The sequence below is a fragment of the Finegoldia sp. genome (assembly GCF_046991905.1).
Lineage (GTDB): Bacteria > Bacillota > Clostridia > Tissierellales > Peptoniphilaceae > Finegoldia.
Genome location: NZ_JBKWZF010000009.1, coordinates 17,810 through 39,295, shown reverse-complemented (window position 1 = coordinate 39,295; position 21,486 = coordinate 17,810). Strand labels below are relative to the sequence as shown.

The 21,486-nt window shown below is 31.3% G+C and carries 18 protein-coding genes; 13 read left to right on the top strand and 5 right to left on the bottom strand.

Going from position 1 to position 21,486, the window contains the following annotated elements:
- The first annotated feature begins 19 nt into the window (after positions 1–19).
- From ACLUJM_RS05390 to ACLUJM_RS05375, 4 genes are all read left to right on the top strand, one after another.
- Positions 20–901, top strand: coding sequence for a hypothetical protein (locus ACLUJM_RS05390; protein WP_294685779.1), 882 nt, complete (start codon positions 20–22; stop codon positions 899–901).
- The gene (locus ACLUJM_RS05385; protein WP_294685777.1) at positions 885–1,223 is read left to right on the top strand and encodes a winged helix-turn-helix domain-containing protein; all 339 of its coding nucleotides are present in this window, start codon (positions 885–887) and stop codon (positions 1,221–1,223) included. Before ACLUJM_RS05390 ends, ACLUJM_RS05385 begins: the two co-directional genes overlap by 17 nt.
- A 128-nt stretch (positions 1,224–1,351) precedes the next feature.
- Positions 1,352–2,284: a carbamate kinase gene (gene arcC, locus ACLUJM_RS05380; protein ID WP_316535528.1), complete on the top strand. Its 933-nt coding sequence runs from the start codon at positions 1,352–1,354 to the stop codon at positions 2,282–2,284.
- Between the two features lie 127 nt (positions 2,285–2,411).
- Positions 2,412–3,761, top strand: a complete 1,350-nt coding sequence (locus tag ACLUJM_RS05375) for a uracil-xanthine permease family protein (RefSeq protein WP_294685773.1) — start codon at positions 2,412–2,414, stop codon at positions 3,759–3,761.
- Positions 3,762–3,785: 24 nt separating this feature from the next.
- Here ACLUJM_RS05375 and ACLUJM_RS05370 read toward each other — a convergent pair whose 3' ends face one another.
- Positions 3,786–4,811, bottom strand: coding sequence for an NAD(P)/FAD-dependent oxidoreductase (locus ACLUJM_RS05370; protein WP_316535529.1), 1,026 nt, complete (start codon positions 4,809–4,811; stop codon positions 3,786–3,788).
- A 239-nt stretch (positions 4,812–5,050) separates the two neighbouring features.
- Between ACLUJM_RS05370 and ACLUJM_RS05365 the strand changes: the two genes are divergently transcribed.
- From ACLUJM_RS05365 to ACLUJM_RS05350, 4 genes are all read left to right on the top strand, one after another.
- Positions 5,051–6,127, top strand: coding sequence for a BMP family lipoprotein (locus ACLUJM_RS05365; protein WP_412412393.1), 1,077 nt, complete (start codon positions 5,051–5,053; stop codon positions 6,125–6,127).
- A gap of 65 nt (positions 6,128–6,192) precedes the next feature.
- Entirely contained in the window at positions 6,193–7,725 is a 1,533-nt protein-coding gene (locus tag ACLUJM_RS05360; protein ID WP_316535534.1) for an ABC transporter ATP-binding protein, read from the top strand.
- Entirely contained in the window at positions 7,715–8,815 is a 1,101-nt protein-coding gene (locus ACLUJM_RS05355; protein ID WP_308577696.1) for an ABC transporter permease, read from the top strand. The genes ACLUJM_RS05360 and ACLUJM_RS05355 overlap by 11 nt, the downstream gene beginning before the upstream one ends.
- Positions 8,815–9,750: an ABC transporter permease gene (locus ACLUJM_RS05350; protein WP_294685585.1), complete on the top strand. Its 936-nt coding sequence runs from the start codon at positions 8,815–8,817 to the stop codon at positions 9,748–9,750. Before ACLUJM_RS05355 ends, ACLUJM_RS05350 begins: the two co-directional genes overlap by 1 nt.
- A gap of 55 nt (positions 9,751–9,805) precedes the next feature.
- Here the strand turns inward: ACLUJM_RS05350 and ACLUJM_RS05345 are convergent, their stop codons facing one another.
- The 4 genes from ACLUJM_RS05345 to ACLUJM_RS05330 form a co-directional block, all read right to left on the bottom strand.
- Positions 9,806–10,150 (bottom strand): hypothetical protein, encoded by a 345-nt coding sequence (locus tag ACLUJM_RS05345; protein WP_294684585.1) that lies wholly within the window; start codon positions 10,148–10,150, stop codon positions 9,806–9,808.
- Positions 10,143–11,417 (bottom strand): DUF1576 domain-containing protein, encoded by a 1,275-nt coding sequence (locus ACLUJM_RS05340; RefSeq protein WP_294684586.1) that lies wholly within the window; start codon positions 11,415–11,417, stop codon positions 10,143–10,145. The genes ACLUJM_RS05345 and ACLUJM_RS05340 overlap by 8 nt, the downstream gene beginning before the upstream one ends.
- 92 nt (positions 11,418–11,509) lie before the next feature.
- A complete protein-coding gene (locus ACLUJM_RS05335; RefSeq protein ID WP_412412392.1) occupies positions 11,510–12,628 on the bottom strand; it encodes a toxic anion resistance protein in 1,119 nt (372 codons plus the stop codon).
- A complete protein-coding gene (locus tag ACLUJM_RS05330) occupies positions 12,628–13,707 on the bottom strand; it encodes a 5-bromo-4-chloroindolyl phosphate hydrolysis family protein (RefSeq protein WP_412412391.1) in 1,080 nt (359 codons plus the stop codon). Before ACLUJM_RS05330 ends, ACLUJM_RS05335 begins: the two co-directional genes overlap by 1 nt.
- A 142-nt stretch (positions 13,708–13,849) precedes the next feature.
- On the opposite strand from ACLUJM_RS05330, the gene ACLUJM_RS05325 reads away from it, so the two are divergent.
- From ACLUJM_RS05325 to pyk, 5 genes are all read left to right on the top strand, one after another.
- A complete protein-coding gene (locus ACLUJM_RS05325) occupies positions 13,850–14,254 on the top strand; it encodes an NUDIX hydrolase (RefSeq protein ID WP_294684588.1) in 405 nt (134 codons plus the stop codon).
- A 4-nt stretch (positions 14,255–14,258) separates the two neighbouring features.
- The gene (gene whiA, locus ACLUJM_RS05320; protein WP_294684589.1) at positions 14,259–15,176 is read left to right on the top strand and encodes a DNA-binding protein WhiA; all 918 of its coding nucleotides are present in this window, start codon (positions 14,259–14,261) and stop codon (positions 15,174–15,176) included.
- A gap of 64 nt (positions 15,177–15,240) precedes the next feature.
- Complete coding sequence (locus ACLUJM_RS05315) at positions 15,241–18,726, top strand: DNA polymerase III subunit alpha (RefSeq protein WP_412412390.1); 3,486 nt, start codon at positions 15,241–15,243, stop codon at positions 18,724–18,726.
- 9 nt (positions 18,727–18,735) lie between these two features.
- Positions 18,736–19,695, top strand: a complete 960-nt coding sequence (gene pfkA, locus ACLUJM_RS05310) for a 6-phosphofructokinase (protein ID WP_412412389.1) — start codon at positions 18,736–18,738, stop codon at positions 19,693–19,695.
- 12 nt (positions 19,696–19,707) lie between these two features.
- The gene (pyk, locus tag ACLUJM_RS05305) at positions 19,708–21,465 is read left to right on the top strand and encodes a pyruvate kinase (RefSeq protein WP_304064617.1); all 1,758 of its coding nucleotides are present in this window, start codon (positions 19,708–19,710) and stop codon (positions 21,463–21,465) included.
- The last annotated feature ends 21 nt before the right edge of the window (positions 21,466–21,486 follow it).

Sequence of the window (21,486 nt, the reverse complement as noted above, 5' to 3'; positions counted from 1 at the left end):
AAATTGTATTGGTGATTATATGGAAATCAAAGATTTACAATTTTTTAAAGATAAGAAAATTAATGACTATGAATTACAAGATGATAAGTATATTGTGATTACTGATTCAGGCAAATATATAGTTGAATTATATGAAGGAGATTTGGAGTCTTTTTTGAATTTTAATAGTAAAAACAGTCATTTACTCTATGAGTTTAATGATAAATTTGCTAAAATTGAAGATAGTGGTTATGAAAATGGCCATACTTTTATAATTAAGAAATTCATACAAAATCTTTCAGAGCCCATACCTTATGATAAACAAATACAACTTGGAAGTGAAATAGGAGAGGTTCTCAGAAAATTACATCAAGATAGCCAAATAGATGACGATTCTACTTGGTCGAAGATTTTCAATTATAAAATCAACAATCTTATATACAATTATTCCATGACGAATTTCAGAGGGGATAAGGATTATATTGTTTTTGATTATATTGAAAAGAACAGATATTTAATTGATTCAAGAAAATTGAGCAATATTTATTTGTTTGATAATCTTAAATCCATTTGTCCCGATGATAATTTGAATTTTGTTTCTAAAAATATCAGCTATATGGGAGATTCTTTCTTTGAATTTAGAAAAATTAATGAAGTTGATGAAAATAGCCGAATCTTCTATTATTCATTACTAAAATCATATTTTAATGGCAAAATTCCTAGATTATTTTACAGAATTCTTGCAATTTACACAATTTTAGATATTTTAGAGCCGAAGTTAAACGGAGAAAATGAAGTAGATTTGACAGAAGAGTTCGGAAGAATATTAACAATTTACAATGATTTTGATTGTATAATTCCTGTATGGATTAAGGAAACTGAGGATAAAATTGAGGAGCTTAAAAATGAAGGTGAATTGTAAATTTTGGTTTGAAGACGATAATGGTAAAAAGTTTTTCGGGAAAGGCAATTACTTGCTTTTAAAAGAAATTGACAAGACAAAATCATTGAATAAGGCTTCCAAAAATTTGAAAATGAGTTATAGCAAGGCATTTAATATCATAAAAAATAGCGAAAAAATTTATGGTGAAAAATTTGTGGATACTGAAATTGGTGGAGCTAATGGCGGCGGTTCAACTTTGACTGAAGAAGGATTAAAATTAATTAGAGAATATGAGAGAGCTATGTCAAATTTTACTAGAACTAGCAATAATTTGACTGAAAAAATTACAAAAAACTTCTAAGACTCTTGTATTTTTTATAAAATCAGTGTAATATATATTTATTGAAGTGTCTTAATAATTAAAATCTCAATGTTTAGCATTGGGATTTTGTATTTGGATACTATTTTTAGTTTATTAAAGGAGTTAAAATGAAAAAAGTAGTTTTAGCATTAGGTGGAAACGCTCTCGGAAATTCACCTGCAGAACAAATAAAAGCAGTTAGAAAAACAGCTATTTCTATAGTAGATTTAGTTGAAGATGGTAACGAAGTTATCGTTTGTCATGGTAACGGACCTCAAGTTGGTATGATAAATTTAGCGATGGAAACAGCTCATAATTCCAATTCACAAATTTCTAACATGCCATTTGCTGAATGTGTTGCAATGAGTCAAGGCTACATAGGTTATCATTTACAAAAGGCTATCAAGAACGAATTATCAAAAAGAAACATGAAAAATGCAGTATCTACTATTATTACTCAAGTAAAAGTAGATAAGGATGATGAAGCTTTTTCTAATCCAACTAAGCCTGTAGGTTTATTCTATTCAAAAGAGGAGTCAGAAAAACTTGCTAAAGAAAGCGGTTATACTTTCAAAGAAGATTCTAACAGAGGTTACAGAAGAGTAGTTCCATCACCAAAACCTATTGATATTATAGAAAAAGAAGAAATTAATACATTGATAAAAGAAGATTTTATAGTTATAGCTGGAGGCGGTGGAGGAATTCCAGTAATTGAAAACGATGGTCAATTAGAAGGAATAGGTGCAGTTATAGATAAGGATTTCACATCTGAAAAATTGGCAGAGATTTCTGATGCTGATTTGTTAATTATTTTAACTGCAGTAGAAAAAGTATGTATTAATTACGGAAAAGAAAACGAAGAAGGCTTAGATGAATTGAGTTTTTCTCGAGCTGAAGAATTAATAGAAGAAAAGCAATTTGCCGAAGGTTCTATGCTACCTAAGGTTAAAGCATGCCTTAATTTCGTTAAATCAGGAGAAGGAAAGATAGCTTTGATAACTTCTTTGGAAAAAGCAAAAGAAGGAATTAACGGTTTAACAGGAACTAGATTTGTAAAATAATATGAATACTTCCAAAACAAATTATGAAAATTAATTTGAAAGTTTGGAAGTATTTTTTTATTGCTCTTTAAATTATTTCGAATTTAATATAGAATATAGTTTAATGAAATTAAAGAGGAGAGTGTATATGGAAAGTAATTCAAATTCATTATTTGATTATTATGGCAAACCTTCCATGCTTAAATCATTTCCAATAGCTATGCAGCATTTATTGGCAATGATAGTAGGGAATGCTTTGCCGTCGATAGTCTTGGCAAGTGCATTGAAATCAAGTGAGCATGCAATTACAGACGCACAAGCTATTTATTTGATTCAAGCAGGAATGTTCATCGCTGCGATAGCGACACTATTACAATTGTATCCAGTACTAAAATTTGGTGCAAAATTACCTGTTATTATGGGGGTTAGTTTTGCTTATATCCCAGTTTTACTATCAATTGGAAAACAATATGGAATTGGAGCGGTTTATGCTTCGCAATTGATTGGCGGTATAGTGGCTATTTTTACGGGAATGTTTATAGGAAAGATTAGGAGATTTTTCCCTCCAATTGTATCGGGAACTGTCGTTTTAACGATAGGACTTAGTCTATATTCAGTAGCTGTTAATTACATGTCTGGTGGAAATGGACCTATGCAAGGCGAGATAAGAAACTGGGTTGTAGCCATTATTACATTATGTGTTGTATTATTCTGCAATATGTTTATGAAAGGCTACATCAAATTAGCCGCAATTTTGGTAGGAATTATAGTAGGATACATAATATCATTGTTTTTAGGCATGGTTCAATTTGATAACGTGGTAAATGCTTCGTGGTTTATGTTACCACAAATTTATCCGTTCAAATTCCAATTTCATTTGGATGCTATATTGACTATGTCAATTATGTATATTGTAAACTCCGTTCAAGCAGTGGGGGATTTAACAAGTACGACAATTGGTGGAATGGATCGTGAGCCAACGGATGTTGAATTGTCTGGTGGAATTAAGGCAAATGGTATCGTCAGTGTGATTGGTTCATTTATCGGCGCCTTGCCAACTGCAACTTATTCACAAAATGTTGGAATTGTATCTATGACAAAAGTAATAGCTAGAAAAGTTTTATTGATTACAGCAAGCATGGTATTTGTTTGCGGATTGATACCAAAATTTGGAGCATTGATGCTTTCAGTTCCTCAAGCTGTTATTGGTGGGGCAACTATTTCTGTGTTCGCACAAATCGCAATGAGTGGTATGAAATTAATTACATCTAGTGAAATGAGTGTAAGAAACACAACTATTGTTGGATTAGGTGTTGCCTTAGGTATGGGAATTACACAAGTAGGTCCAAACGCTGTAAGATATTTTCCGCAATGGTTTAGAATGGTATTCACAGCATCTCCAGTAGTAGTAGCGACTTTAATTGTATTTTTCTTGAATATAATAATTCCAGAAAAAACTTTAGAGCAAGAAGAAAAAGAAAGAAAAGAAATAGACTAAAAAAATCCCTCATTTGAGGGATTTTTAATATTTCATATACTTTTTGTCTATATATCTTTTTAACACAAATGAAAGATGAGAATACAAAGTAATTCCTTTGTAGTACAAAAGAGCTTTTTCATTTCCACAGTATAATATTTGCATAGGATTAGTATCTGGAACATAAGCTTCCAATTTTTCATTTTTTAAAGTATGTGCAATGTTTTTCATTAAAATAGGGGACTGCCTAATAGCATATACTCCAGCTTTTGGTAAATTAGGGTATTTGTCGATACTTACACAATCTCCTACTGCAAATATTTTGTCGGAAATTTTCATATATTCATCTGATATAAGGAAGTTTTTGTCTGTTGTTTTAAGATTTCCAAAATCTACATTAACTCCACTTGAGCCTATACACATAATTAATTTATCAAAATCTATATCAATTTCATCTATCGAAGTTATTTTTTTGTTTTCGTAAACTTTAATACACTTTTCTTTTAATAATTTTCTGGCCTTTTTATTAGCTTTTTCACTGAATCCTTCCATATTTACACTGCCTTTTGTCACTATGGATACATTCTTGTTACGATAAATAGTTTTTAATACAAAAGCTAACTCCAATCCACTAGCACCAGCACCGAGTATTAGGATATTCTTATCAGAATCTTTTATTTTTTTCTTTAAATCTATAATTGTATTAATAGGTTTTGAATTTATTACATTTTCTCCAGTACCGATAGTTTTTTGAGTTGCTCCAAGGTTAATACTCAAATAATCGTAGTCGATAGTGTGATTTTTTGCTATAACTTTTTTGTTTTCATCATCAATTTTGGCAATCTTATCGAAAATCAAATCAGCTCCATACTTTTCACAAATTTTTTTAACATCAAAGCAAATTTCATCATGAGTGTAAACACCTTCCAAAAAACCTGTGTACATACCTGAATAATATTGGAATTTGTTGTCTGTTATTACAGTTAATTTGATATCGGGATATTGTTCTTTAATGTTTTTTATTACAAAAATGTGACCGTGACCACACCCGCACAATACTAAATTTTTCATTTTGTCTCCTTTTTGAAATTTTTTATTATAATTATATATATCATATCAGAAAAGTTATGCAATGTTAAATTCATTTTTTTGTTTGACAATAATGTTAATAATTGCTAAGATTATATTGTATAGAAGGTATCTATATTTACACGATAACAACGTTTATGTTAATGAATAAAAATCGATAAATTATTATTTAATTTCTTAAATATAAGCAAATGTTATCATTAAAATTTAAGGAGGACACTATGTCAAAATTTTACAAAAAAATAATTGCTTTATTTCTTTGTCTAAGCATGATTTTTGCGACTGCATGTGGTGGTGCTGGCAAAGATTCATCTGATAATGGAAAGTCATCAGATAAATCAGAAAAGAAAGAAAAAGTAAAAGTAACAATGGTTACTGACCAAGGTGGTATTAACGATAAGTCATTCAACCAATCTGCATTTGAAGGATTTGAAAATGCGAAAAAAGAAGGATGGTTGGATTACAGATATATCGAATCACACAAAGAAGCTGATTATGCTCCAAATATGGAAACAGCATTAGATGATGAAAGCGATGTAATATTTACAATTGGATACGCTTTGTTTAACGCAACAGATGCTGCAGCTAAATCAAACACTGATCAAAAATACGCTATTATTGACAATGCAAATGTTGAAAAAAGATCAAATATGATTGGTGTTTTATTTGCAGATAACGAAAATTCATTCTTGGTTGGTTACATTGCTGGTATGACTACTAAGACAAACAAAGTTGGTTTTGTTGGTGGTATGAAAAGTGATGTAATTGATAGATTTGAATATGGATTTAAAGCTGGAGTTAAAGAAGCTGAAAGACAAAAGAAACAACCAATTGAATTCCAATCACAATATGCAGATAGTTATGCTGCTCCAGATAAAGGAAAATCAATCGCTAACTTAATGTATCAAAAAGGAGTAGACGTAATATTCCATGCAGCAGGTGGTACAGGTTATGGAGTTATTCAAGCTGCAATCGACAATAACAAATACGTTATAGGTGTTGACAGAGACCAATCTGAAGATGCTCCTAAAAACATGTTAGTTTCTACAGTAAAAGGTGTTAACGTTGTAGTTCAAAAAATATCAAAAGATATTTTAGATGGTAAATTTGAAGGTGGAAGCACTGTAACATATTCATTAAAAGATGGAGATGCCGTAGATATTGCTTATGCTAAAAATGATTTAGTGGCAAAAGAAGTTAAAGACAAAGTCGAAAGCTTAAAGAAAGACATCAAAGAAGGAAAAATCAAAGTTCCACAAAACGAAAAAGAATTTACAGAATTCGGGTTTGATAAATAAGGTTGAGAACAGGGATTGAGAAATCCCTGTTTTTATACCTGTTTTTAAATATGAAAGGAAAAAACATGAACGATGAAAAAAACATTGTTGTAGATTTAAAAGATATATCAAAATCTTTTGGCAGCAATAAAGTACTTGATAATGTAAATTTCAGCCTCCATGAGGGAGAGGTTCATGCTTTGTTGGGAGAAAACGGAGCTGGAAAAACAACTCTAATGAACATACTTTACGGGTTGTATGAACCTACATCAGGAAGCATTACAGTAAAAGGAAAAACTTTTGATCAAATGACTCCTAAACTAGCAATACAAACTGGTATAGGAATGGTTCATCAACATTTTATGCTAATAGAACCATTCACAGTGTATCAAAATATTGTTTTAGGAAAAGAAATAACTGGCAAAGGTGGAATTTTAGATAACGAAAAGTCTATCGAAGCTGTTAGGGAATTATCACAAAAATACGGTTTAATGATTGATCCAGAAGTCAAAGTAGCCGATATTTCGGTAGGTATGCAACAAAGAGTAGAAATTTTAAAATGCTTATATAGAGGAGCGGATATCCTAATATTTGACGAACCAACAGCGGTTTTGACTCCACAAGAAATAGATGATTTCATAAAAATTGTAAAAAATCTTACGGAACTAGGAAAATCTATTATAATAATCACACACAAACTGTCTGAAATCAAAGCGATGGCAGATTATTGTACTGTTATTAGACGTGGTAAATTTATAGATAAATTAAATGTCAAAGAAATCGATGAAAATATCTTAGCTGAAAAAATGGTAGGTCGTGATGTAAGATTTAACGTTGAAAAACAAGACCAAGAACCAGGCGAAGTTGTATTAGATATCAAGGATTTAGTTGTAAAAGATTCTAGAAACATTGATGTTGTAAAAAATTTAAATCTTCAAGTTAGAAGAGGAGAAATCGTCGGTGTAGCAGGGGTAGATGGTAATGGACAGTCAGAACTTATTGAAGCTATTACTGGACTTAGAAAGATAGAATCTGGAAAAGTTACATTAAAGGGAAAAGACATTACAAATCATTCTCCAAGAGAGATTATAGATTCGGGAATGAATACAATTCCAGAAGATAGACAAAAGCATGGACTTATATTAGATTATTCTATTGCTGATAATTTGATATTAGAAAATGTCAAAAAGAAACCTTTTAGCAAAGGATTGAAATTAGATTTTAATGCTATAAATGATAATGCTAAGGAATTGATAGAAAAATTTGATATTAGACCTAATGATTATAATCAAAAAACAAAGAATTTATCAGGCGGTAACCAACAAAAAGTAATTATTGCTAGAGAAATTTCGAACAATCCGGACTTGTTAATAGCAGCTCAACCTACGAGAGGATTGGATGTAGGTGCTATTGAATTTATTCATAAATATTTAGTGGATCAAAGAAACAAAAACAAAGCAGTTTTATTAGTTTCTTTTGAACTGGACGAAATTATGGACTTATCTGATAATATTGCGGTTATTTTCGACGGAAAAATCGTAGGAGAAAAATCTTCCAAAGAAACTAACGAATTGGAACTTGGTAGATTAATGGCTGGAGGTATTGTAGATGAACAATAATAGTCAAAAAATTTCAATATTTTCAAAATATAACAAGCTATTTTTCATGCTTTTATCTATTTTAATAGGTCTATTGGTAGGGGCTTTAGCTTTAATATTAGCTGGATATAATCCATTAGAAGCATATAAGTTAATGCTTGAAGGTATATTTAAAAGACCCAAAAATGTTGGATGGACAATTGTAAATGCTATTCCAATAATCTTTACAGGTTTGGGTGTTGCATTTGCTTTTAAAACTGGGTTATTTAATATTGGAGCAGAAGGTCAATACATTGTAGGAACTATGGTAGCCTTTTTGTTAGGATATAATCTTCATTTACCAGCATTTATTCACGTTCCAGTAGTAATAATTGTAGGAATGTTGGCCGGTGCATTGTTTGGAGCTTTATCTGGATTTTTGAAAGCAAAATTTGGAATCCACGAAGTTATCTCTACAATAATGCTGAATTGGATTGCATTTTATTTAAACAACATGGTTGCAAACTATCCGAAATTCAAAGCACCTAACTCAATGGGTACTCATGAAGTTCAAGAAACAGCGAAGATTACATTGATGCAAAATGTAAAAGGACTTCCTAAAGCAATTGATAACTTCTTCAAAGCACCTATTCACATGGGATTGATATTGGCAATAGTTGCAGCAATTTTGTTATGGTATATTTTGAAGAAAACAAACTTGGGATACGAATTAAAAGCTGTGGGTCTTAACCAAGATGCAGCGAAATACGGTGGAATAGATGTTAACCATAAATTGACATTATCTATGGCAATCAGTGGAGCTGTGTGTGCTCTTGGTGGAATCACTCAAGTGTTAGGATATAGATACACAATTTCAGCTTTATCCAGCATGGAAAATTTTGGATTTGACGGACTTGCAGTAAGTTTACTTGCAAACAATAATCCAATTGGATGTATATTCTCTGGATTGTTCTTCGGTGGATTAAAATACAGTGGGGCTAATGTTCAGAGAGTTTTGCATGCGCCAACTGAAATGATTAACATAATTATGGGAACAATAATTTTATTCACTGCAATTCCATTGATGTTTAGAATAATAAAATCGAGATTTAAAAATAAAGGAGGCAAATAATGAACTTAGTTCTTTTAGGATTAGTAATAGGTAATACATTAATCAATGCGACTCCTATTTTATACGCTGGACTAGGTGGAATGGTTTCTGAAAAATCAGGAGTTACAAACATCGGGCTTGAAGGTATGATGACAATCGGAGCTTTGATTGCAGCGACTGTGGGATACTATACACATAACCCTTGGCTAGCATTTTTGTGCGGTGGACTTAGTGGAATGGTATTTTCATTGATACACGCAATTGTATCCATTTCATTTGCAGGAGATCAAACTATTTCTGCAATAGCTATCAACTATTTAGGACCAGGTGTTGCACTATTTGTTTCAAGAATATTTTTTAACGGAGCAACTCAAACTAAATCAATCGAAACACAATATAAGATTCCAGTCTTATTTAATGGAATTGAAAACAAATTCTTAGCGAATATAATTTCTCTTCCAGTTACAGTATACTTGGTATTTGTTTTGGTGTGCTTGATTTATATATTCATGTACAAAACAAAATGGGGAATGAGATTGATTGCAGTTGGTGAACATCCAAAAGCAGCAGAAACATTAAACATAAATGTATTTTTTGTTAGATACATGGCAGTTTTATTCTCTGGATTTATGGCAGGTTTAGGTGGAGCTACAATGTCAATATCATTAGTATCTTCATTCTTCCCGGCATTAGTAGCTGGTCAAGGTTTCATAGCTTTGGTAACAGTAATATTCGGTAAATGGACTCCTCAAGGTGTTATGCTAGCAGCTTTGTTTTTCGGATTTGCACAATCAATATCTGTTGTATTAGGAGGAACAAATCTTCCAATACCTTCAGAACTAATATCAATGATTCCTTATGTAGCAACATTAGTTGTTTTGATATTATTCGGAGGAAAAACAAAAGCACCGACAGCAGATGGAATACCATATTTAAAAGACGATATAGCAATATAATAGAAAAAATAACGGTAGTGTGAGGAATATCACACTACCGTATTTTATTTAAAAACTATATTAAATGACGCTCAACGTAAAAACTCAAAATTTTACCATCATAAGAAATAATACCAGAGTCAACCATTGAACCAAGTAAATTGATATCATTATAATCCGATTCCCAGCCCAATAAATTTGCGTAGTAATCTTCTATCTGAGGAGATCTACTAACATTGATAAGTCGTGTCATGTCTTCAAGATGTTGTGGAGTTTTTGCGGGGATTCCTTCAGCAATTATAATTAACTTATCGTCTTTGAATTCTGAATCTATTCTTATACTTTTTGTGTCGTACATGAAAAAATAACTTAAAATTTCCGACACGATTAATTTAGCTTTTTTTTCTTCGTTACTAATCATCGTTTTTTAACCTCACTCTCATTAAGAAATTATCCATTTCGCTAAATACTGGAACCAAAATTCCAGCTACAAACCCTCCTGAAAAACCATTATTGTACAGATTAACACCGCCGTGAACCACTCCTATATTTAGAACCATTGCCATGTGCAAAAATCCTGCCAACACACCTCTGAAAAATCCAAATTCACCAGCTATAGGAGCAAGTGTCGTTCCAAATAATGCTGCCAAAAGACTGGATGTTGATAGAGGATTAAATGTATTCAAAATAGATGCCAAGAATACACCAATTAAAATAGGAATAGTGTTTTTAGGATGTTTACCAAATGCTGAAAATCCAGTTACAGTAAAAATTCCGCCGATAATAGGGCCACTTATATGACCACCCACAATAATGATATATGTTGTAGCTATAAGCCCCATTATGCCCATATTAATCATAGTTTGGTACAAACCATCAAGTGATATAAAATCAGTCGCTAATCTACCTGAATTATACATAATATTTTCGTAACCGTGAAAAGACATATTATTTTTGATAAATCCCAATAAAAATATTGAGATAAAAAGCAAATACAAAAATATTATTATTCTAATATCATTAACTGGGTATACCATGTTTACAGATTTTATGTTCACATTAAACATCCTTAAAATTCCTACATAAAGCATACCGATTATTCCAGCTGTAAATCCCATATTATAAAGATTATAACCTTGGTGGAATCTCAAAAAAGCTCCTGATAAAGGCACCATAATAATACCAATACTTATTCCAACTAGATAACTTATTATAATTGAATGAACAATTGATAAGCTGAAGTCAAAAGCGATTTCGCTGACCAAAGGACCTAATGCACTACCAAATAATGCTGGAAGTATTACAGATGCTTTTGATGTGTTTTCTATTTTAGCATAAAGCAATACACCAATTGTTATTGGAATTGTATTGAAAATATTTTTTCCGAAAAAAGCAAATCCGGTCATTGTAAAAATAGCCGCAACTCCTGGACCAGAGATAACAACCTTAAAACTATACGACAATAGTGTTGATAATAAACAAATCAACCCCGCATTAAAAAACGCTGCACCAATATTCGCTAAGTACATGTAGTCTGTAATTAAAGTACAAGGACTTTTAATTATTGTTATTAAACCAGTAAAAATTTCTGTGGGAGAATTGAACAAAAAAGATACTAACATCAAAATAGCTGATAATAAGTAAAAAAGTTTGTATATTCCCATTGAGTGAAAAACTTTTTCTTTCATAATACCTCCATTAAATATTTAGTATATTTTATTATAAAGAAGTAGAATTTTCAACAAAAAAGGAGCGATATTATAAATACCACTCCATAAATTTAATTAGGCTTATTCAAAAGTCTGTTTTTTAATTCTTGTTCCATTGCCATTAATTCTTGCTTTGCTTTTACTCTATTTTCATGACCTTCAATTTGAATATTACGAACTTCGTCCAAAGCACTGATTAATTGTTCGTTAGTGTGTCTAATAGTTTCCACATCTACAATTCCTCGTTCAGTAGCTTTTGCGGTTTCTATCGTACTCATCTTTAAAGTGTCTGCATTTTTTCTTAACAAATCATTTGTCAAATCTGTAACTTTTTTCTGAGCATCAGCAGCTTGAGAATTGTGATATACACCTAATGATAAAACCATTTGATTTTTCCAAATAGGGATAGTATTGACAATTGTTGATTGAATTTTTTCAACCATAACTGCGTTTGAAGATTGAACCATTCTAATTTGGGGAGCCATTTGCAAACTAACCATTCTCGTAAGTTCAAGATCGTGCAATTTCTTTTCAAACCTCGTAGCTAAATCTCTCAAATCATTTGCTTTTTGTGCTGTAATGGAATTAGGAGAGCTTTCAGCTTCTTTTAACATATTAGGAAGTTCTTCATTACGTACTTGATCCAATTTTTTTTGACCAGCCAAAATATACATGCTTAATTCTTTGAAATATTGTTCATTTAACTTATACATTTGATCTAACAATGAAATATCTTTCATCAAAGTAATTTGGTGATTTTCCAAAATTTTTGAAATTTCATCGACATTTTTCTCAGCTTTTTCATAGTTTGCTCTTAATGCAGTTATCTTATTGGCACCTTTTTTGAAAAATCCAAATACACCTTTATCTTCTGTTTCATCAAATGATTTTAATTCTGTAACTACGGAAGATAATAGATTACCAACTTCTCCCAAATCTTTTGTCTTTACAGAATTTAGTGTTTTTTCAGAGAAACTAGCAATTTTCTTTTGTGTTCCTACTCCATATTGTAAAACTATATTGGAATTAGACAAATCAATTTGTTTTACAAATTCATCAACTGTTTTTTGTTCTTCAGGAGTAAGATTAACTTTTTGTTCAAATTCTGGATAAAAAACTTCATCTTCTTTGACTTCATCTAGTGTAGGCTCTTCTACATCTAATGTCAATTTAATTGGTTTATCTTCCATTATTTAGCACCTCTCTTAAACATTGTATTCTTCTCAATCAATCCGTCTTGAGATAACAAAGTATTCATTACTTCTATTTCTGAGTTAATATTGAGAATATCATCGCTATACAAGTCCGTTAATAATTTTGAAAAAGCTTTGTTAATATTCTCAATGGCATTTTTAATGTCGCCCTTTGATTTTTCAACACTAATAATATCATTTTTTTCATTTTCAAATTGAATGTAGTTTTTCACCAAATTTATTGCAGTTGGCGTATAATAATCTACGAATTTATTCAGACCGTTTATATCAGAATTATCGTTTTGAATTTGGTTATTTATTGATACTAACAAATCTTTTAATTTAATGACATCTTGTTTGAAATCCAAATCTTTTATAGATGTAATCAAATTTTCTGTTACTGTAATATAGTTAGTAATATCACGTTGTGATTCTATTTCTTTTTGATTTTCTTCTGTTCTACTTTCATCTAAATAGTGCGCCTTATATGCTTCGTAACTTGTTTTATCTAATAAAAACAGATTACCGTTTTCGACCACGCGTGCTTGAGGAAAGTATCTTTTGTTTATGAAATAAATTAGCTCCTTGCTGCATTTATCAACAGGAAGATTGACTGCAGATGCAAAATCTTCAACGCTTAAAATTTTGTTGTCCGCTATTTCTGTTTTGTATCGCAAAAACCTTTGTAATTTGGATGCGTGTATATGTGACAAAAAACCCACAACACCAAATCCAAAACTTATCATAATACCAGAAAACAGATCGGGTAAACTATGGGTCAACGATCCGACCGAACCAAACAAAGTCATAGCGCCTATAGCATAACTTATGTTTCTGATTGCAAAGTAGTTTTTGGGATTAATCTTTTTTTGAGTGACCAACTTCGGGTCATTATTTGCCAAGTATTGTTGTTTAGTTTTAGGTTTTAGATTAAATGTATTCATAACTACATTTAGACCGTTTTTGGATAAATCCAATGCCATGTCGATTGATTTTTCAATGATTTCTCCAACTTTCGAAAAATCATTGTCGCTTATAGCGTTATCTATATATTCTTCTAATTTGTTCTTCTTCATTTCACACCTTCCTACTACTATTGTATCATATATAGTAGTGAAAATTAAATGAAATAATTTTTAAATTTTGCTTTGACTTTTAAATATTTTAAATTCAGTTTATAATAGTATTAGATTTTCAAAATAAAATACAGGAGGATATATGGAAGAAATAAGTGCAGGTGGGGTTGTTATCAATAATGGTAATGTTGCTGTGCTTAAAAAGTTCCGTGGTGAATGGGTTCTTCCTAAAGGTAGGGTAGAGAAAGGAGAAAGCTTAGAACAAACTGCAATTAGAGAAGTTTTTGAAGAATCAGGACTAAGAGCCGAAATTGTAAAATATATTGGATATGTAAAATATAAATACAGACATATGGATGGCACTAAAGTTCTAAAAACAGTTCACTATTTTTATATGGTAACGAAAGATAATAATATTATCCCACAAAGAGAAGAGGGCTTTGCAGAAGGAGATTTTATGAATCCTGACAAAGCTTTGAGATATGTGCGTCACAGCGCAGAAAAAAACATGATTAAAACAGCCAAATCATATATAGAAAAAAGGTGAGGATATGAGCTTTTCATCTGATATTAAAACTGAGATAATTACAAATCTTGACGATTATGATGTTTTGGCGATGCTTTCAGCTTTTACTAAGACGATAGGGACTTTGAATTACAATTCATTGGGAGTGAAGATTACTTTAAAGACAGAAAGCAATCCAGTTGCAAGACTAATTTTTGCTAATTTGAAAAAACTTTACAATTATGAATGTGATATGAAAGTTATTCACAATAACAATCTTAGAAAGAAAAATATATACGAAATACTAATTGACGAGAAAATATCGAAACAATTTTGCGATGATACACACACATCAACTAGTCCATTTGATTTTGATTCAGGAATCGATGAAGAAATTATCGACACAAATATCAAAAAAATAAGTTTCTTGCAGGGAGCTTTTTTGGGGACTGGTTTTTGCTATGATCCATCAAAGATGTATCATTTAGAGATGATTTTCAAACAAGAAAATGTTAGTAATCAGGTTCGAGATATTCTCAATTCTTTTGGAATCAAATCATCTATTTTCGAAAGAAGCGACAATTACGTTTTGTATATAAAAGAAGCTGAAGCTATATCTGATTTTTTGAGTTTAATTAAAGCGTATAATAGTGTTTTAAAACTTGAAAATGTAAGAGCTTTGAAAGATATCAAAAACAATGTCAATAGAAGATTTAATTTTGAAACAGCAAATTTGAACAAAACTGTAGATGCTGCTTTGAAGCAAAAACTTATTATTGAAAAAATTGAAAATTCAATAGGTTTGGAATCACTAGATCCATTATTGTTGGAACTAGCGTATGCTAGAATTGAAAATCCAGATGTTTCACTAAAAGAATTGGGAGAAATGATGACTCCTAAGATTTCAAAATCTGGAGTTAGTTACAGACTTAATAAACTTAAAAAAATTGCTGATGATTTATAATTGTCAGCAATTTTTCTTTTAAAATAACCAAACTTATTATAAAATAAGGCTAAAGGAGTTTGAAATGATAGATACGTTTACGCATTTACATGTTCATACAGAATACAGTTTACTAGATGGGTTTTCTCCAATCGAAAAACTTTTAGATAAAGTCCAAGATTTACAAATGAAAGCCATCGCTATTACTGATCATGGCAGTATGTTTGGAACAGTAAAGTTTTATAAAGAATGCAAAAAAAGAAATATAAAACCTATAATTGGTTGTGAAATTTACACTACCAATAAGGATCATAAAATAAAAAATCCTGAAAATAAGTTCTATAATCATTTAGTTCTTTTAGCCAAAAATCAAACAGGATATTCTAATTTGATGAAGATAGTTTCTTTAGGATATGTTGAGGGATTTTATTACAAACCAAGAGTTGATAAAGACACCTTAAGAAAATATTCTGAAGGAATAATAGCTTTGTCTGCTTGTTTGAAAGGAGAAGTTCAAGAATCTCTAATAAGATATGGTTATGATAAGGCAAAGGATGTAGCCAAGGAATTGAAAAGTATTTACGGGGAAGATTTTTACTTAGAATTGCAAAATCATTCTTCAAGAGAAGACATGATAGTTATGGAAAATATCCCCAAAATTGCGAAAGAATTAGATATAGGACTTGTATGCACTAATGATGTTCATTATATTGAAAAAGAAGATTATAAAATACACAATATTTTGATTTGTCTTCAAACGGGAAAAACTATTGAAGAAGACAACAAAATGAGTTACATTCCTGGTGAATTTTTCTTGAGAAGTGAAGAGCAAATGAAAGATTTGTTTAAGGATTATCCTGAAGCAATTGAAAATACCAAGAAAATCGCCGAAATGTGTAATGTGGAATTAGAATTCGGAAATTTACATTTACCTTATTTTGCAATACCAGATGGTTTTACAAATACTACTTATCTTAAAAAACTGGTGTATGATGGATTAGACAAAAGATTTGCAAATGATAAAAGACTACAAGAAGCAAAGGAAAGGTGCGAATACGAACTTTCTGTAATTGAAAAAATGGGATATGTCGATTATTTTCTAATTGTATGGGATTTTATAAGATTTGCGAAATCACAAGACATTCCTGTAGGACCTGGACGTGGATCTGCTGCTGGAAGTTTAATAAGTTATTGCTTAGAAATTACAGATATTAATCCATTGGATTATAATTTAATATTTGAAAGATTTTTGAATCCAGAACGTGTTTCAATGCCTGATATTGATATAGATTTTTGCTACGAAAGACGAGAAGAAGTAATTGATTACGTTGTAAAAAAATATGGCGAAGACAAGGTTGCTCAGATAGTAACATTCGGAACAATGGCAGCGAGAAATGCAATCAGAGATGTTGGAAGAGTTTTGGCGATGGACTTTAAAACTGTTGATGACACCGCAAAAAAAGTCCCAAATCTTTTGAATATAAACATAGATAAATCGCTGGAAATTTCACCAGAATTTAGAGAAGCTTATGACAATAGCCGAGATGTTAAAAAATTAGTAGATGTTGCACGAAGAGTTGAAGGAATGCCAAGGCACACATCAACTCATGCAGCAGGAGTTGTAATATCAAAGCTGCCAATTATGGAGTACGTTCCTTTGGCTATTAACAAAGACGCTGTAATCACTCAATTTAATATGACGGAGCTTGAGGAACTTGGTCTATTGAAGATGGACTTTTTGGGACTTAGAACTTTAACAGTAATCAGCGATTGTATGAAATTTATTAAGAAAAACAAAAATATTGATGTGAGTTTTGAAGATATGGATGAAAATGACCCAAAAGTTTTGTCCATGTTTACAGTTGCACAAACTTTGGGGATATTCCAATTTGAGTCTCAAGGAATGAGAAACTTCTTGAAAGAATTGAAGCCAACCAAATTTGATGATTTAATAGCGGCTAATGCTTTGTTTAGACCAGGTCCAATGAATGAGATTCCAACTTACATTCACAACAAACACAATGAAAAAAACGTTCAATATTTATCTCCATTACTAGAAGATATTTTGAAACCAACTTACGGTACCATTGTTTATCAAGAGCAAGTTATGCAAATTGTACAAAAAATTGCAGGATTTAGCTTAGGAGAAGCTGACAATTTAAGACGTGCGATGAGTAAGAAGAAAATGAAGGTAATGGAAGATGGTAGGAAAGAATTTATCTTCGGAAAAGAAGATGAAGACGGAAATATTTTGATTGAAGGAGCAATTAGACGAGGTGTCGAGGAAGATATTGCAAACAAAATCTATGATTTAATGATAGACTTTGCAAAGTATGCATTTAATAAATCGCACTCAGCAGCTTATTCATTAGTTGCGATGAGAACAGCATGGTTAAAATATTATTATCCAGTGGAATTTTTAGCGGCTTTAATATCATCAGTTATGGGAAACACTTCTCAGATTTCTTTGTATATTGAAGAAGCTAGGAGACTTAACATTGAAATATTACCACCAGATATAAACTATAGTTTGGATAAGTTCAATGTTAAAGAAAACTCCATTATTTACGGGTTAAAAGCCATTAAAAACGTCGGAGCAAATCTTATTGAACAAACTATTATTTCTAGAAATGAAAATGGTAAATTTAAAACATTTAGAGATTTCGTTGAAAGAATTTACGAAAAGGACAAATCAGCGATAAATAAACGCTCCATTGAATCTCTAATAAAAGCTGGCGCGTTTACATCTTTGGGAGAAACAAGGGCGACATTGATGCTACAATACCAATCTATAATTGATTCTGTTCAATCGGGTTTAAAAAACAATGTACCTGGGCAATCTAATTTATTCGATATGTTTGAAACTCAAGATGATGAAGAGCGTGACGAATTTACAAGAAGAGAAGAATTTGATAAATCAGAACTTTTGAGAATGGAAAAGGAAGTATTGGGTATATATTTATCAGACCATCCTTTAAGATCCTATTCGAAAATAATAGATAAGTACTCTAATTTTTCAACTGGAGATTTGGAAGATGATGTTTACAATGAGAAGAATTTTGATGGTAAAAGAGTAAAAGTTGTAGGGATAATAGAATCAATCAATAAGAAATTTACTAAAAATCAGAAAATCATGGAATTTGTAAAATTCGAAGATTTGTATGGAACTATGGAACTTATAGTTTTTCCACAAAAATATGAGCAATATTCAAGCTTTTTAAAAGAAGATGAGATTTTGATTGTGAGTGGAAGGCTGAACATTATTGAAGGTGAAGTTCCTAAAATTTTAGTAGATAGTATTCAAAGTATCAAATCAATTTCAAATGTAGAAAATCAAGAGCAAACAGAAGAAAAATTATTCTTGAGAATCACAAAAAATATGCCAAGTTATATTTTGGATAAAGTTAAACCAATATTGCTCAATAGCAAAGGAAATACACAATCAAATATATATTTTGAAGAAAAGAAACAAAACTACTTACTAGGAAATGAATTTAGAATTTCTGTGGAAGATGATACTATTGATGAACTTGTATCATTATTAGGAAGAGAAAATGTAGTTTTAAAATAGAGGTAAATTATGAAAACAATAGCTATACTTACAAGTGGTGGAGATGCACCGGGAATGAATGCATGTATTCGTTCAATAGCAAGAACTTGTATTTACAATGGAATAAGAGTGATGGGAATAAGATCCGGATACGATGGTCTTATGAATGGAAATATTTACGAAATGAATGTGTCATCCGTTGCAGATATTATTCACAGAGGTGGAACCATTTTGGGTTCGGCGAGATGCCTTGAATTTAAAACTGAAGAAGGTCAGAAAAAAGGAGCTCAAATTTTAAAAGATTTTGGAATAGATGGACTTGTAGTTTTAGGTGGAGATGGTTCATTTAAAGGTGCAAGTGCATTAAGTAAAATCGGAATATCGACAATTGGAATTCCATGCACTATTGACAATGATATGGGATACACTGATTATACGATAGGTTTTTTCACTGCTGTTGAAACAGTTAGCGATGCAATATCTAAATTAAGAGATACATCATCAAGCCATGGACGAGCAAATATAATTGAAGTTATGGGAAGAAATTGCGGTGACATTGCTTTGTATTCTGGGGTTGCGTCAGGAGCAGAATCCATATTAGTTCCAGAAGTAGAATTAGACATTGACGAAGTAACTGAAAAAATCGAACGAGGAAGAAAAAGAGGAAAACTTCATCATTTAATTATGCTTGCTGAAGGTGTCGGCGGAGCTTATGATATTAAAGATATGATCGAAGAAAAAACAGGAGTTGAAACAAAAGTGACTATATTGGGTCACGTGCAACGTGGAGGAACTCCCTGTACTTTTGATAGATTAATGGCAACACAAATGGGGAATTTAGCAGTTAAATTAATAATGGAAGAAAAAACAGGACTAGCAATTGCTACGAAGGATAACAAAATCGTAACAGTTCCTATAGATGAAGCGGTTAAAACTAAGAGAAAATTTAGAGAAGATTTGTATGAAATATCGAAAGAGATATCTATTTAGATGGGAGAAAAAATGTTAAAGAAAACAAAAATAGTCTGCACTATAGGTCCAGCGTCAGATTCTGTAGAGACTTTAAAAATATTGATGCAAAATGGTATGAATGTCTGCAGATTGAACTTTTCACACGGAAGTCACGAAGAACATTTGCAAAGAATAAAAAATATAAAACAAGCGAGAGAAGAACTTGACCTTCCAGTAGCTATAATGTTAGATACAAAAGGGCCTGAAATTAGATTAGGCGATTTTGGGGTAGACCAAGTTCAACTATCTATTGATGATGAGTTCACGTTGACAACAAGAGATGTAGTTGGCGATGAAAAAATCTGTTCAGTAAGCTATAAAGGACTTCCAGATGATTTGGATATTGGTAAAAAAGTTTTAATTGACGATGGGTTAGTTGAATTAGAAGTAGTTGAAATTAAAGACACTGATGTAATTTGCAAAGTTAATAACTATGGCATTTTAAAAAGCAAAAAAGGTGTCAACATTCCTAATTCAAAAGTAAAATTACCTGCGATAACCGAAAAAGATATTTCTGATATTAAATTTGGAATTGAAAATGGGATAGATTACATTGCAGCATCTTTTATTAGAAAATCACAAGACGTATTGGATATTAGAAAAATTTTAGAAGAAAACAATGGAAATGATATCAAAATAATTTCTAAAATCGAATCACAAGAAGGTGTCGATAATTTGGATGAGATAATCAACACTTCAGATGGAATAATGGTTGCTAGAGGGGATTTAGGTGTTGAAATCCAAACAGAAATTATGCCAATTGTTCAAAAAGAAATTATTAAGAAAACTTCATTAGCTGGAAAACCAGTTATAACTGCAACTCAAATGCTAGATTCCATGATTAGAAATCCAAGACCAACTAGAGCAGAAGTTACAGATGTTGCAAATGCGATTTTAGATGGAAGTGATGCGGTTATGCTTTCTGGAGAAACTGCAGCGGGAAATTATCCAATAAACGCAGTAAAAGTTATGAATGACATAGCAATTAATACAGAAAATTCTGATGAATTTAAAGAAGCTGCGAACAAAAGATTGAAATGGCTAGATATTACTACTACTAATGCGATAAGTATTGCAACAAGAAGTATTAGTGAACAATTGGGGGCTAATGCAATTGTAGTTGCTACAACTTCTGGTTCAACTGCAAGAAATGTTTCAAAGTATCGTCCATTATCTCCAATAGTTGCAGCCACAACATCAGAAGAAGTAATGAGAAAATTATCCTTGATTTGGGGGGTACATCCAGTTCTAAGCGAATTGAGTGAAAACACAGATGAAGTTATTGATAGATCAATTTCTGCTGGAATAAAAAAAGACTTAGTTCGTGAAGGTGATTTGATAATAATTACAGCAGGTCTTCCTGTTGGAGTATCTGGAACTACAAACTTATTAAAAGTTCATACAATAGGAGACATTTTAATCGAAGGAACTGGAATTGGTAAGAAATCTGTAACAGCAAAGGCAAGAATAGCAAAAGGCGTTGAAGATTTAGCTTCAAAATTTGAAGATGGAAATGCAATTGTTTTGTACAGCTTGGAAAGAGAATTTATTCCATATGTTCAAAAAGCGTCTGCAATTATTGTTGAAGAAGGAGGACTTACTTCTCCAGCTGCAATCGTCGGATTACACTTGGGTATTCCAACAATTGTAGGTTGCAAAGATGCTGTAAGTATAGTAAAAGATGAAGAAATATTGACTATCGATCCTATAGCCGGATTGGTATATCGTGGAGCAGCGAAGATTTTATAAACGTAATATGGTACAATAAAC